Here is a 13,214-nt window from a genome sequence, read left to right as displayed (position 1 = left end):
GAGCATGCAATGTCGCTTCGCAGTCTGTTCACCGCTTCAACCCTGGGCATGGTCCTGGCCCTGGGCAGCCTGGGCCCGGTCGACACCGCCCGGGCGGATGTACCCGGCTTCGTCACCGAATGCGTACCGTTCCAGGTTGGCCGCGGCTACCACCAGCGCTGCACCATCTACGAAGTACACAGCGACGGAACCCGTACCGAACAGGGCGTCTACCACATCGACGAAAACGGCCAGTGGTACGTGCCGAACGAATGATGCTGGCTGATCCCACAGTGCTTGACCCACAAGGAGGTAAGACATGCAACTGAAGGCCCTGGTACTGACAACGGCAACCGTGCTCGTGGCGGTGGCATCCTGGACGGCGGTTCCCGAGGCGAAGGCGCAACGCCTGCCCTCGGACATCGCATGCGAACCCTTCAAGGTCCATGCGAACGTCTACCACCAGCGCTGCACGCGCACCCATTACGATGCCAATGGCAATGTCATTGGAACGTCGGTGTTCTATATCGACCACAACGGCCAGTGGTACATGCTGCCCGATTGATGGCGATGGCGTCCGGGGGCCGGAGCTGCCTGCCGGACGCCACACCTGCGATGTGCCATTGCGGTCGGCACGGAAGATCGTGACAGGCACAGGCGCTTCCAGACATGACCACGACAAGGAGAGCACGACATGCTTCAACATCTGCTGCGGGCATCGGTACTCGGCCTGCTGATCGCCGCCGGTACGCTGGTGCCCAGCGTCCCCGCACAGGCCTCGCCGCAGGGCGTGGTGACCGAATGCGAGCAGATCCGGGTAGGCCGGGCCTGGCACCAGCGCTGCACCGTCTATGACGTTGCCGCCGATGGCACCCGCGAAATGATCTCGGTGTACTACATCGATGAGTTCGGGATGCCTTACGTGATCTAAGCCGGCACCTGCGCCGGGCGGCCACCCGTGGTCGCCCGGCGTCCAACCCCATCGCCGTCACCCGGCCGTTCACGCGGCATGCCCACCTCGACAGGAGGCCGCATGCGCCCCGATTTCAGCACGACGCTTGACCGTTGGTTCGACGTCACCGTCACCACCCGCTACCACCAGGCATCGATCGTACTGGCGCCGCTGCTGGCGCTGCCCTTGATCTTCCTGCTGGGGCCGCGGATCGGCATCTGGGCACTGCCCATCGCCCTGGTCGCCACCGTGCTGCTGCCCGCCTTCGTGTATGCCTGCTGGCCGCGGCGTGATGCGCTGCACGTGGGCACCGACGGCCTGGTGTTCAAGCGCGGCCGCTTCGTGCCCTTCGTGGAGATCACCCGTTTTGGCACCGGTGACTACCTGCGCATCGACCGCTACGACGCCCCCACCCTGCTGGTCGGCTGCCGCCTGGGGCGCGAGGAACTGCGCGCACTGGAAGAGCGCTTCCAGGCCTCCTTGCGCGCCTGGGAACGCTTCGCACCGCCGGGCACACCGCCGGTACCCGGTACGCCGTTCTACGGCTCGGGGCTGGCACGCGTGATCGGCGTGCTGCTGTGCCTAGGCGGATGCGGCGCGCTGATCTTCAGCCTGATGGCCGGCTCGGCCCTGGCGGGAACGGCGTGGTTCCTGGTCACCCTCACGGTGGCGATACCGATGCTGCTGGGCGGGCGGCCCTGAACGACCCGGACCGGCATACCGCCGCCGGTCGGATTCATGACATCCTTGAGAAAACGTTTTCATGGAGGGAGGAATCCACGATGCTGTCCATCCTGCGCCGTCCGGCGCTGTTCGCTCTGCTCGCCCTTGCCCTGCCCGCCGGCGCGGCCTGGGCGGCGTCGCCCGCACCGTTGACGGTGATGTCATTCAATGTCCGCACGCCGGCCGACACCGCGCCCGGCAAGCGCTGGGAAGACCGTCGCGATGCCATGGTCAAGGTCATCCGCGATGCCCATCCGGCGGTGGTTGGCACCCAGGAACTGGTGCAGGCGCAGGCCGATTACCTGGTGGCGCACCTGCCGGGCTATCGCTGGTTCGGCGAAGGCCGCCGGGGCGGCCACGGCGATGAACACATGGGCGTGTTCTACGACACCGCGGTGCTGGCAGTGGAGGACTCGGGCAACTACTGGCTGTCCGATACACCGGAGGTCCCCGGCAGCATCACCTGGGGCAACCTGTACCCCCGCATGGTGACCTGGGCCGTGTTCCGCCGCCTGGAAGACGGCCGCCGCTTCTACTTCATGGATACCCACCTGCCCTACCGGGACGAGGATGAGCCGCGCCGGGTGAAGGGTGCCCACCTGATCGCCACGCGGTTGGCACAGCTGCCGCCCGACCTGCCGGTGGTAGTGACCGGTGATTTCAACAGCGAGCCGGGCGGCACGACCTACGCCGCCTTCACGCGGGTGCTGCAGGACACCCGTACGCAGGTGGCCGCCCCCCAGGGGCCGCGCCTGACGTTCCATGATTTCACCGGAACGCCCACCGCCGAGCTGGACTGGGTGCTGGTGCGCGGCTTCCGTGCCCGTGAGTTCGCCACGCTGGATACGCGCGTGGACGGCATCCTGCCCTCGGACCACTTCCCGCTGCGCGTCGTGCTGGACTGGCCCTCCCGCTGAGGGCTCACGGCGCCCGCCGGCCGGACGGCGGGTGCCGCGCCAGCAGGCGGTACAACGCCTGGTGCTGGTTGCGCGCCTGGCAGATGCGGGCGCAGATGGCCAGGAACACCGCCATGCACATCAGCCCGACCCCCAGCAGTGAGTCGGGCAGCCGCAGGATGCCCACCGCCGCCGCCAATGCGGCCAGGACCAGCAGCAGCACCACACCCACCGACAAGCTGGCCCCGGGCGGCCCGGGATCACCGAACAGGAAGCGCTGGGCGTCCCAATTGCCTGCCATCGCACGTTCTCCCGGAAACCTGCGGCTGTTGTTGCACGCAGGCGGACGAAAAGGCAGAGGCATTGGCGTCAGAACAAGGGCAGATGACGCGGCCCAGGCCGTTTACTGCCACCGGTCATGGATCGCACGCGGCATGCGGCACGGTTTCCCCACCCCTCCCACCCTGTGCGTGGCAGGGGTCAGGACCTGAATAGTGATGAAAATCACACTGTTAAACCGGCCCATGCGCGCTACGATACTGAAAACGACACGATCGCCGCATCGGCAAGGAGCAGCACGATGGCACGTACATGGATTGTCCTGGGAGACCGCCTGAGCAGCGGGGGCCAGGTGCTGCAGGGATCGACCACCACGGACATCGACGGCAAGCCGGTCGCCCGCATAGGCGATCCTGCGCTGTGCGCGCGCCATGGCAGCACGCGCATTGCCAGCGGTGACAGCACGGTGGTCATCGACGGCCAGCCCGTCGCACGCCACGGCGATGTCTGTGCCTGTGGGTGTTCATTGATCGCCGGCAACCAGGCGCGGGTGTTCCTGGACGGCGGTGGCGGTGGCGGTGGCAGCGGCGGCGGCGCGGCATCGACCGCCGCAGCGGCGGCCGCCGTGGCCGGCCTGCTGGGGGCGGCGGCCAAGCAACTGGACAAGTCCCCTTCGAGCGGGCGCTTCGATCAGGCGCTGCGCTTCCTCACCCCGTCACGGGAACCGCTGGCCAACGTCCCCTATGTCCTTGAGCTGGACAACGGTGAGCAGGTCTCGGGCACCACCGACGCCGACGGTGCCACCGCTCGCATCGAAACCGATGCCGCCGTGCGCATCGTGCAGGCCACCCTGCGCGAGGCCAGCGGCAGCGCGACCTGCTGTACGCCCGAAGCCGGCACCGAAGACAGCGTGACCTTCCCGGTGCAGGGCGCGGCCACCACCGAGGAGGCCTATGGCGCATCGGTGGTCGAGGTCGAGGCGAGCGGGCATGAGCGCAGCCTCACCGCCGGTGAGCTGGAGATCGCACGCAAGGTCTTCGGCAGCGCGGTGGACTACAGCAAGGTCAAGGTGCACAACCACGGCTACTGGTTGTTCTTCGGCTTCCAGGACAAGAACACCGCTGTCACGCCCAACGGCGAAATGTATTTCCCCAAGGGCATCTATGAAGAAGACTACGCCGCCCTGGGCGTGGACAAGCAGCACTGGTTCATCCACGAAATGGTACATGTCTGGCAGTACCAGCTCGGCTACGCCATCAAGTGGGTGCGCATGTTCCGGCCGAACATGAAGTACGAGTATGCCCCGTCCAACGAGAAGCGGCTGTGCGACTTCAACATGGAACAGCAGGGCGACATCGTGGCCGATTACTTCGTGGCCAACTTCACCACGTCCCCTTACCAGGCCACCATCGCGGCGCGCGTCGGGGCGGCGAACGTGGCCTCGGTGCTCGCGCCGATGATGGCCGACTTCCTGGCCGACCCCACGGCCACCAGCAACCTGCCCAATACGAAGGAGTGACCCGGATGCGCGCGCTACCCCTGCTCGCCGTGCTGTGCCTGCCCATGCTGGCCTGCGCATCGACATCACGGCACCAGCCCGCCAGCGTCAGCGACCGCCAGGGCACCCCCTGCGTGGCCGCCACCGGCGATGCACGCGCCACCGTCACGGTCAGCCACGTGGAGCTGTTCGAGCGCAGCGCGGGCCGCGAACGGCCGTTGGCCACGGCCGAACTGGGCGCGACAGGCCGTGCACTCCCGGCCGGGCAGTGCCTGCCGCTGGATGAAGCGCCGGCGCTGGCAGCCATCGCACTGGCACCGGGCCAGGCCTACGGCGTGGTGCTGGTGGCGACGGTGCCGGCCACCGATGGCCCCTCGCGTCGCTGGTACCGCGGCCTGTTCTGCGTGGTCGGTGAACCGGGACATCGCCGCGTGCTGCCGCTGCGTGCCACCCCGGGTGAGCAGCAGCAGGACCTGGCGGCCTGCCAGCTGCGCCAGGCGCCGTGAGCGGCTGTCCATGAGCCGGCCCGTTCCTGCCGGAGACATCCGGTGAGTGACGTCGAGCGATGCTCCTTCACCCGGCACTCCCCTGCCCGATCGGCTGCCACCAGGCAGCGCAGGGCACTCAGCCCGTGCCCATCTGCTCGGCGTCCGCGCGCTTGAAGGTGGTGCGCGGGCTGATGCGCCCGATCAAGCGGATCAACCTGCTCGCCCCGGGCAGCACCTCGTCGCGCTCTTTCTCAAGCCCCCGCAACGCGGCACGGCAGAGTGTGGCAACGTCCATCTGCCTGTGGGCATTCATGTCCTGCTGATCCGTGTTGAACGCCGTACCCGTGGCGGGCGGCGCCAGTTCGACAACCTTGACCCGCGTTTTCGCCAGCTGTACGCGGAGCGATTGCGTGTACGAGTGCATGGCCGCCTTGGTGGCACAGTAGATGGGCTTGAGCGCCATCGGAACGAATGCAAGACCTGAGGTGACATTCACGATGGTGGCGCGCTGCTGACGCTTCAACAAAGGCAGCAGCTGGTTGATCAACTGGATCGGACCTGTCAGGTTCGTTCTGATCTCATCTTCCAGATCATCCAGCGGGCGATCCGTTTCGTTCAGATTGCGCTTGCGCCCGATGCCGGCGTTGTTGATCAGCATGTTCAAGGAAGGAAAGGTTTCGGAAATCGACCTGCAGGCGCTCACGATCGATGCCGGATCACGCTGGTCGCAGATGAACGTGTGCAAGGCAGGGACTGCACTGCGGACCTCTGCCAGGCGGGATGCCGACCTTCCGGTGATCAGCACGGTGTTGCCCGCTGCGAGCAGCTGCCTGGCCAGCTCCAGCCCGATCCCGCTTGTACCGCCGGTAATCAGGATGGTGTTGTTGGAAAGATTCAAAGGGAGCCTCCCGTCAAAACCGTCGATGATGTAGCCAAGTGCCAGGGGTGCCGCAGCACACAGTGCCTGGGTGAAATATGCCGCTGCCCGGCGCGCCACCAGGCAGGCGCGCTCATGCCTGGTGGCGGGCTTGCCGCTCGCGCCAGCGATTCGGCGTGGTGCGCTCCCATTCCCGGAATGCACGGGTGAACGAGTTGGGCTCCGCGAAGCCGAGCAGCATGGCGATCGCGATGGCATCCAGATCGGTCATGGCCAGCAATCTGCTGGCCGTGGTACGCCGCACGCCGTCCAGCTGCTGCTGGTAGGTCGTTCCGAGTTCCGAGAGGCGGCGCTGCAGGGTCCGGCTGCTGGCCCCGATGCGCCTGGAGACTGCGGCGATGCTGGATGGACGACCTTCACTCAGCTGCCGTGCGATGGCCACGCGCACCTGGGCAACGAGCGCTGGAAATCCCGCCCCCCCAGCAAGCCTGTTCTCGATGCCCTCCACCACGAGCGCAAAAGCACCGCCGTTCGCCGTTACAAAGGGAACGTCGAGGGCCGCGCGATCGAACACCATTGCATCGCTCGTCGCCGAGAAAGCAATGGGGCACCCGAAATGGTGGCGCAGAAGGGCATGGTCCATCGGCCGCCGCGTTAGCTCGAGCCGGAGGGGAGCGATCCTGCCGGCACTGCCTTTGTGCGCCATCGCCTTCAACGCGGCCATTGTGGTATCCACCAGCAGGCGCGGCACTTGGCCCGTTGCCTGAAGCCAGCGATAGCGAACGATGGCCTCCTCACCCTTGAGTTCGACCTCGACCAATTCGGGACAGGTGAGGTGCTTGTAGCGGGCAAGCGCCGCGATTGCCTGGCGGAAGTCCGGTGCATGCAGCGCGACGATGGAGGGGGTTCCGTAGCCGCGGCCAATGCCTTCCGAGCCGAAACGAAGGCCTGCCGACCGGTCGTTGATCTCGCCTTCGACGGCTTTCCAGAGACGGAAGAAATCGTCTGTCGCGAATGCATGCGATGGCTTCACGCCGGCAAGCGCACAAAGCCGCTCGACCGAGAATCCAGCGCTGGCGATCACCCCCGGGGGTATCGCGAACATGTCGCGGCCTTTCATGACCGCTGCCACGCCATCTGATGCCACCCATCCGGCGGAAAGTGGCCATACGGGAGTACCTGCGGCGTCAGCCGGGGCTGCCGCAGTGAATGGGATGCACCAATCGTCCCTGATGCCTGGAGGGTCTGCACGGTGTCATCCTGCGCAGGCACTGCCGGATGTGTGCGGGTGCACCGGATGCACGGCAATGGCATCTGCAGCAGGGGGGCCAGCGCACGATGGCGTGCTTTCATGTTCAGCATTGTCACGAGGGTCTCGTTCATAACCGTGCCTGTCCAGATGGGTGCAGCGCTGGAATGGAAAGGGGGCTGTTGTGCGCTGTGGCCAATGGGATCGAACGGAACATCCGCACCTTGCATCATCGTGCGGCGGCCATGGAGAGAACGAGAACCGCAAACAGCCCCATCAGGATCCTTGGCGGCAGGTACGGGATGAAAACACAGGCGAAAACAAGCCAGCTTGCGGCCGCCAGCACCAAGAGCAGGAGCCCGGGCCACTGGCTGAACATCGCAGGTGCCTGCCTTGCCACGAGCAGGCCCAGGCAACCGAAGAGCACAAGCCCCAGCCCATAGGCCGTGTGAAGGCCGTAATAGAGCGTTGTTTCCACGCCGGGAGCACGCACCTGCCGAGCGAACGGTGCCACGACGTCGATCACGAAATGCAGAACACCGGCCGCGATCAGCCACGAGAAGGAAAGGTAAGCCAGAAATTGACGCATGGTTTGGACTCCGCGGGGGACGCGCCGGGGCCACCACAACATCGGGACCGGTCATTCGGGGAAGATACGCAGCCTCCGGAGGCGCACCAAATCCGATCGCGCCAGATGCAGGCCCCTCCTCCCGGTAGCAGGCTTTGCTGGAGAAGCACCGTTGCGTCCGCACCCGACGCCCTCCGGCGTACCGGCGGCGAACCCCGGGGAAACAAAAAACCGGCAGGGTCCTGCGACCCTGCCGGTTCCTGTCCACAGCGATGGCGCAGGCTCAGCGCGCCATGGCCACCGACGGCTGCGGCGATTGGCCCCAGCCGCCCAGCGCCTTGTACACGCCCACCACGCTGACGTTGACGTCCGCTTCGGCCGAAGCCAGCGCATCGTCGGCCACCAGCTGGGTCCGCTGTGCATCAAGCAGGGTCAGGAAGTCCTCCGAACCCTCGCGGTAGCGCACCTGGGCCAGCGCGGCAGCGCGGCGTGCCGACTGTGCCTGTTCGGCCACGATCGACAGGCGCGACTGCTGCTTGGCATAGCGGGTCAACGCGTTTTCGGTATCTTCCAGTGCCAGCAGCACGGCCTGTTCGTACTGCGCAGCCACCCCATCGGCTTCGGCCTTGCTGGCACGCAGGCGCGCCCGCACGGTACCGAAATCGAACGCGGCCCAGCTCAGCGACGGGGTCAGCGACCACGCCTTGTTGTTGCCGTTGACCAGGCCGTTGGCATCGCCGCCGAGGAAGCCGACGAAGCCACTCAGCGACAGCCGCGGGAACAGGTCCGCCGTGGCCACGCCGACACGCGCGGTGGCGGCCGCCAGCCGGCGTTCGGCCACGCGCACGTCGGCGCGCTGGCGCAGCAGTTCGCGGGTGTCACCCAGCGGCAGTGCCTTGGCGAAGGCCGGCATCTCGCGCGGGGCCAGCAGGTCCTGCACGGCTTCCGGGCGCATGCCCATCAGCACGGCCAGGCGATGGCGCGACTGTGTTTCGGCCACTTCCAGCAGCGGGATGTCGGCCTCGATCGCCTTCAGGCGGGCGCGACTGCTCTGCACGTCCAGTTCGCTGCCGGCACCCAGTTCCCAACGGGTTTCGGTCAGCTTCTGGGTATCGCGCAGGTTCACCAGCGTCTGCTGGGCCACGGCGATGCGCTTCTGCGTGCCACGCAGCTCGAAGTAGTTGCGCGCCACTTCGGCGGCCACCAGCACCTGCGCATCGGCCAGGTTGGCCTGCTCGGCGTCCAGGTCGGCACGCGCGGCTTCTGCAGCACGGCGCTTGCGGCCGAACAGATCCAGCTCCCAGCCGGCGTCGAAGCCGAGCTGGTAGCTTTCACTGAACACCCGCTGCCCACCCAGCTGCGGATCGGGTTGCTTGCGCCGGTCGTAGCTGCCATCGGCAGTCACGTGCGGCGCCTGGTCGAAACGGCTTTCCACGAACACGGCGCGGGCCTGGCGCACGCGGCTGACCGCCACGCGCAGGTCCAGGTTGTCGGCCAGTGCGTTGTGCACCAGCTGCTCCAGCACCGGGTCATCGAACTGTGCCCACCAGCTGGCCACCGGCGATGCGGTGCTGAACACCGGTGCCGCCGATCCTTCCAGGGTCACCGGTGCCTGCACCGGTGCCTTGTAGTTCGGGCCAACGCTGAGGCAGCCGGCCAGCAGCAGGGCGCTGGACACGGCCAGGGTCATCGTGCGGATCACCATGGCAGCACCTCGCCCAGGTAGGTGAAGCTGCCGCTGGGGCCACCCTCGCCGACCAGTGCCATCTGCACGCTGGAACGCGCGCCTTCGGCGATTTCGATCTCGCCGTGGCCACCGTTCATGTCGGTCTTCACGTAGCCGGGGTGCACGGTGTTGACCTTGATCGGGGTGTGGCGCAGCTCATGGGCCAGGCTCAGGGTCCAGCTGTTCACCGCCGCCTTGGAGGCGTTGTAGGCCGGAATCTTGAAGTCATAGATGCCCGAGGCCGGGTCGGCATGCAGGGTCTGCGACCCCAGCATGCTGGACACGTTGACGATGCGGCCCGACTTGGCCTGCTTGATCAGCGGCAGGAACGCCTGGGTGACCGCCACCAGCGCATGCACGTTGGTGTCGAAGGTGCGGCGCCAGGTGTCCTGCGACTGCTCGGAGGGTGCCTGGGCCGGGTTTTCGATCATGATGCCGGCGTTGTTGACCAGGATGTCCAGGCGACCATGGCGCTGGCGCACCTGCTCGGCGGCCTCGGCGATGCTGGCCGCATCGGTCACGTCCAGCTGGATGGCTTCCACCGGCAGGCCCTCGGCCTGCAGCTTCAGCGCCTGCTCCACCGCGGTTTCGCGCTTGCGGCCGGCCAGCAGCGTGTGCACGCCGGCTTCGGCCAGCTGGCGCACGGTTTCGGTACCGATGCCGCGGGTGGCGCCGGTGACCAGCGCGATCTTGTTGCTATGGGAATTCATGGGTACATGCCTTTTGAAGAGGAAGCAGGCGCCGGCCGGAGCCGGCGCTGCCAGGTTGCATGTCAGTGGTGGATGGTCGGCTCACCGTGCTGGACCAGCTTGCCGCCACCGTTGCGGGTGACCAGCTTGCGCAGTGCCACGTAGAACACCGGGGTCAGGAACAGGCCGAACAGGGTCACGCCCAGCATGCCGGCGAACACCGTGATGCCGGTGACCGAGCGGACCTCGGCGCCTGCACCATGGGACAGCACCAGCGGCACGGTGCCGGCGATGAAGGCGATGGAGGTCATCACGATCGGGCGCAGACGCAGGCGGCAGGCTTCCAGTGCCGCTTCGACGATGCCCTTGCCGCCCATTTCCAGTTCACGGGCGAACTCGACGATCAGGATCGCGTTCTTGCACGCCAGGCCCATCAGCACCACCAGGCCGACCTGCACGAACACGTTGTTGTCACCGCCGGTCAACCAGACACCAAACAGCGCCGACAGCAGGGTCATCGGCACGATCAGGATCACCGCCAGCGGCAGCGACCAGCTCTCGTACAGCGCCGCCAGCACCAGGAAGGCGAGCATGATGGCCACCGGGAACACGATGAAGGCGGCCTTGCCCTGCGTGGCCTGCTGGTAGCTCAGGTCGGTCCATTCGGTGGTCATGCCCACCGGCAGCACCTTGCCGGCGATCTCGGTCAGCTTGTTCATGGCCTGCGCCGAGGACAGCAGGCGCGGGTCGGCTTCACCGGCCAGGTCAGCGGCCGGGTAGCCGTTGAAGCGCAGCACCGGGTCCGGGCCGAAGGTTTCCTTGATGGTGACCATCGAGCCGATCGGCACCATCTCGCCACGGTCGTTGCGGGTACGCAGCTTGCCGATGTCTTCAACGCTGTTGCGGAACTGGCCGTCGGCCTGGGCGATCACCTGCCAGGTACGACCGAACTGGTTGAAGTCGTTCACGTAGGCCGAGCCCAGGTAGGTCTGCAGGGTGTCGAACAGCTCGGTCAGCTGCACGCCCTGCGCCTTGGCCTTGACGCGGTCCACTTCCGCATCCAGCTGCGGCACGTTGGCCTGGTAGCTGGAGATCGGGAACGCCATGCCCGGGGTCTGCGCGACGGTGCCCTGCATGGCCTGAACGGCATTCTGCAGCGCGCCGTAGCCCAGGTTGCCACGGTCTTCGATGAACATCTGGTAGCCGTTGCCGTTGCCCAGGCCCAGGATCGGCGGCGGCATCAGCGAGAAGGCGAAACCTTCCTGCAGCCCGGCGATCTTCTGGTTGATCTCGGCGTTGATCTGCGCGGCGGTACGGCCATGACGCTCGTTGAACGGCTTGAGCGGGATGAACGCCACGCCGGTGTTGGGCGTGTTGGTGAACTGCAGCGCGTTCAGGCCGGGGAACGAGATGGTATGGGCAACACCCTCGGTTTCCTGGGCGATCTTGGCGACCTTGCGCAGCATTTCATCGGTACGCGCGATCGAGGAACCTTCCGGCAGCTTCACGCCCGCGATCAGGTACAGCTTGTCCTGGGTCGGGATGAAGCCCGGCGGCACCAGCTTGAAGATCACGCCGGTACCGACCAGCAGCACTGCATAGACCACGAACACCGCACCACGACGGCCGAGGATGCGCGACACGCCGCGCTCGTACTTCTCCGAGCTGGACTTGAAGAAGCGGTTGAACGGGCGGAACACCCAGCCGAACAGGCGGTCGATCAGGCGGCTCGGGCCATCCTTCGGTGCACCGTGCGGCTTGAGCAGGCGGGCGGCCAGGGCCGGCGACAGGGTCAGCGAGTTGATCGCCGAGATCACCGTGGAAATGGCGATGGTGACGGCGAACTGCTTGTAGAACTGGCCGGTGACGCCGGACAGGAAGGCCATCGGCACGAACACCGCGCACAGCACCAGCGCGATGGCGATGATCGGGCCGGACACTTCGCGCATGGCCTGGTGGGCCGCGGCGAGCGGGGTGAGGCCTTCTTCGATGTTGCGTTCAACGTTTTCCACGACCACGATCGCATCGTCGACCACGATGCCGATCGCCAGCACCAGGCCGAACAGGCTCAGCGTGTTGATCGAGAAGCCCAGCAGGTACAGCGCGGCGAAGGTACCCACCACCGACACCGGCACGGCGATCAGCGGAATGATCGACGCACGCCAGGTCTGCAGGAACAGGATCACCACCAGCACCACCAGGGCGATGGCTTCCAGCAGGGTGGAGACCACGGCCTTGATCGAGTCGCGCACGAAGATGGTGGTGTCATACACCGCTTCGTACTTGACGTCGGCCGGCATCGTCTTCTGCATCTCATCCATGGTGTGGATGACCGCATCGCGGATTTCCAGCGCGTTGGCGCCCGGGGCCTGGAAGATACCGATGCCCACCGCGTTCTTGCCATCCAGCTGCGAACGCAGGGTGTAGTCGCCGGCACCCAGTTCCAGGCGGGCGACGTCGGACAGGCGCACCACTTCACCATCGGTGCCGCTCTTGAGCACGATGTCACCGAATTCCTTTTCGGTCTTCAGCCGGCCCTGCGCATTGATCAGGGTCAGGAACTGGCTGTTGGGCATCGGCTCGGCGCCGAGCTGGCCGGCCGAGACCTGCACGTTCTGCTCGCGCATGGCACGCACGACGTCGCTGGCGGTCAGGCCGCGGGCGGACACCTTGTCCGGGTCCAGCCAGGCACGCATGGCGTAGTCGCCGCCACCGAAGATCTGCGCGTCACCCACGCCCTGGATACGGGCCAGCGCGTCCTTGACGTGCAGGCGGGCGTAGTTGCGCAGGTACAGGGTGTCGTACTTGCCCTTCGGCGAGGTCAGGTGCACCACCATCAGGAACGTCGGCGACTGCTTCTGGGTGGTCACACCCTGCCGGCGCACGTCCTCGGGCAGGCGCGCCTGCGCCTGCGCCACGCGGTTCTGCACCTTCACCGCAGCATCGTCCGGGTCGGTGCCCGGGCGGAAGGTGATGGTCATCTGCAGCACGCCATCGGAACCGGCGACCGACTTGATGTACATCATGCCTTCCACGCCGTTGATGGCTTCTTCCAGCGGCGTGGCGACGGTTTCAGCGATCACCTTCGGGTTCGCGCCCGGGTAGACCGTGCGCACGACCACCGACGGCGGTACCACTTCGGGGTACTCGCCGATCGGCAGGATCGGGATGGAGATCAGGCCAGCGGCGAAGATCACGATCGACAGCACCGCCGCGAAAATCGGCCTGTCGATGAAGAAACGGGAAAAGTCCATGGAGGAATATCCTGGGGAAAGGCCGGCGTCGGCATG

At 66.5% G+C, this 13,214-nt stretch carries 14 protein-coding genes; 7 read left to right on the top strand and 7 right to left on the bottom strand.

Annotated features, from left to right (window positions below; translation table 11 throughout):
* The first annotated feature begins 9 nt into the window (after nucleotides 1-9).
* From Q9R17_RS16730 to Q9R17_RS16710, 5 genes are all read left to right on the top strand, one after another.
* The gene (locus tag Q9R17_RS16730; RefSeq protein WP_308155711.1) at nucleotides 10-255 is read left to right on the top strand and encodes a hypothetical protein; all 246 of its coding nucleotides are present in this window, start codon (nucleotides 10-12) and stop codon (nucleotides 253-255) included.
* 43 nt (nucleotides 256-298) lie between these two features.
* Entirely contained in the window at nucleotides 299-544 is a 246-nt protein-coding gene (locus Q9R17_RS16725) for a hypothetical protein (RefSeq protein WP_308155710.1), read from the top strand.
* A gap of 129 nt (nucleotides 545-673) precedes the next feature.
* Nucleotides 674-910: a hypothetical protein gene (locus tag Q9R17_RS16720; protein ID WP_308155709.1), complete on the top strand. Its 237-nt coding sequence runs from the start codon at nucleotides 674-676 to the stop codon at nucleotides 908-910.
* Nucleotides 911-1,012: 102 nt separating this feature from the next.
* Nucleotides 1,013-1,633 carry a hypothetical protein gene (locus tag Q9R17_RS16715; RefSeq protein WP_308155708.1) on the top strand — a complete coding sequence of 207 codons (621 nt, stop codon included), beginning with the start codon at nucleotides 1,013-1,015 and terminating at the stop codon, nucleotides 1,631-1,633.
* A gap of 80 nt (nucleotides 1,634-1,713) precedes the next feature.
* Entirely contained in the window at nucleotides 1,714-2,571 is an 858-nt protein-coding gene (locus tag Q9R17_RS16710) for an endonuclease/exonuclease/phosphatase family protein (protein WP_308155707.1), read from the top strand.
* A gap of 4 nt (nucleotides 2,572-2,575) precedes the next feature.
* On the opposite strand, the gene Q9R17_RS16705 is transcribed toward Q9R17_RS16710, so the two are convergent.
* Nucleotides 2,576-2,851 carry a hypothetical protein gene (locus Q9R17_RS16705; protein ID WP_308155706.1) on the bottom strand — a complete coding sequence of 92 codons (276 nt, stop codon included), beginning with the start codon at nucleotides 2,849-2,851 and terminating at the stop codon, nucleotides 2,576-2,578.
* 279 nt (nucleotides 2,852-3,130) lie between these two features.
* Here Q9R17_RS16705 and Q9R17_RS16700 point away from each other — a divergent pair, with 279 nt between their 5' ends.
* Nucleotides 3,131-4,348, top strand: coding sequence for a PAAR domain-containing protein (locus Q9R17_RS16700; protein WP_308155705.1), 1,218 nt, complete (start codon nucleotides 3,131-3,133; stop codon nucleotides 4,346-4,348).
* Nucleotides 4,349-4,353: 5 nt separating this feature from the next.
* Nucleotides 4,354-4,833, top strand: coding sequence for a hypothetical protein (locus Q9R17_RS16695; protein WP_308155704.1), 480 nt, complete (start codon nucleotides 4,354-4,356; stop codon nucleotides 4,831-4,833).
* A 118-nt stretch (nucleotides 4,834-4,951) separates the two neighbouring features.
* Here the strand turns inward: Q9R17_RS16695 and Q9R17_RS16690 are convergent, their stop codons facing one another.
* From Q9R17_RS16690 to Q9R17_RS16665, 6 genes are all read right to left on the bottom strand, one after another.
* Nucleotides 4,952-5,713 (bottom strand): SDR family NAD(P)-dependent oxidoreductase, encoded by a 762-nt coding sequence (locus Q9R17_RS16690; RefSeq protein ID WP_308155703.1) that lies wholly within the window; start codon nucleotides 5,711-5,713, stop codon nucleotides 4,952-4,954.
* A 112-nt stretch (nucleotides 5,714-5,825) separates the two neighbouring features.
* Complete coding sequence (locus Q9R17_RS16685) at nucleotides 5,826-6,812, bottom strand: AraC family transcriptional regulator (RefSeq protein WP_308155702.1); 987 nt, start codon at nucleotides 6,810-6,812, stop codon at nucleotides 5,826-5,828.
* Nucleotides 6,813-7,170: 358 nt separating this feature from the next.
* Nucleotides 7,171-7,530, bottom strand: coding sequence for a hypothetical protein (locus tag Q9R17_RS16680; RefSeq protein WP_308155701.1), 360 nt, complete (start codon nucleotides 7,528-7,530; stop codon nucleotides 7,171-7,173).
* A gap of 262 nt (nucleotides 7,531-7,792) precedes the next feature.
* Nucleotides 7,793-9,214, bottom strand: coding sequence for an efflux transporter outer membrane subunit (locus Q9R17_RS16675; protein ID WP_308155700.1), 1,422 nt, complete (start codon nucleotides 9,212-9,214; stop codon nucleotides 7,793-7,795).
* The gene (locus Q9R17_RS16670) at nucleotides 9,208-9,945 is read right to left on the bottom strand and encodes an SDR family oxidoreductase (protein WP_308155699.1); all 738 of its coding nucleotides are present in this window, start codon (nucleotides 9,943-9,945) and stop codon (nucleotides 9,208-9,210) included. Before Q9R17_RS16670 ends, Q9R17_RS16675 begins: the two co-directional genes overlap by 7 nt.
* Nucleotides 9,946-10,007: 62 nt before the next feature.
* A complete protein-coding gene (locus tag Q9R17_RS16665) occupies nucleotides 10,008-13,178 on the bottom strand; it encodes a multidrug efflux RND transporter permease subunit (RefSeq protein ID WP_308155698.1) in 3,171 nt (1,056 codons plus the stop codon).
* Nucleotides 13,179-13,214: the final 36 nt, after the last annotated feature.

The organism is Stenotrophomonas sp. 24(2023), from assembly GCF_030913365.1.
Taxonomy (GTDB): Bacteria; Pseudomonadota; Gammaproteobacteria; order Xanthomonadales; family Xanthomonadaceae; genus Stenotrophomonas.
This window is presented reverse-complemented; position numbering and strand designations above follow the sequence as displayed.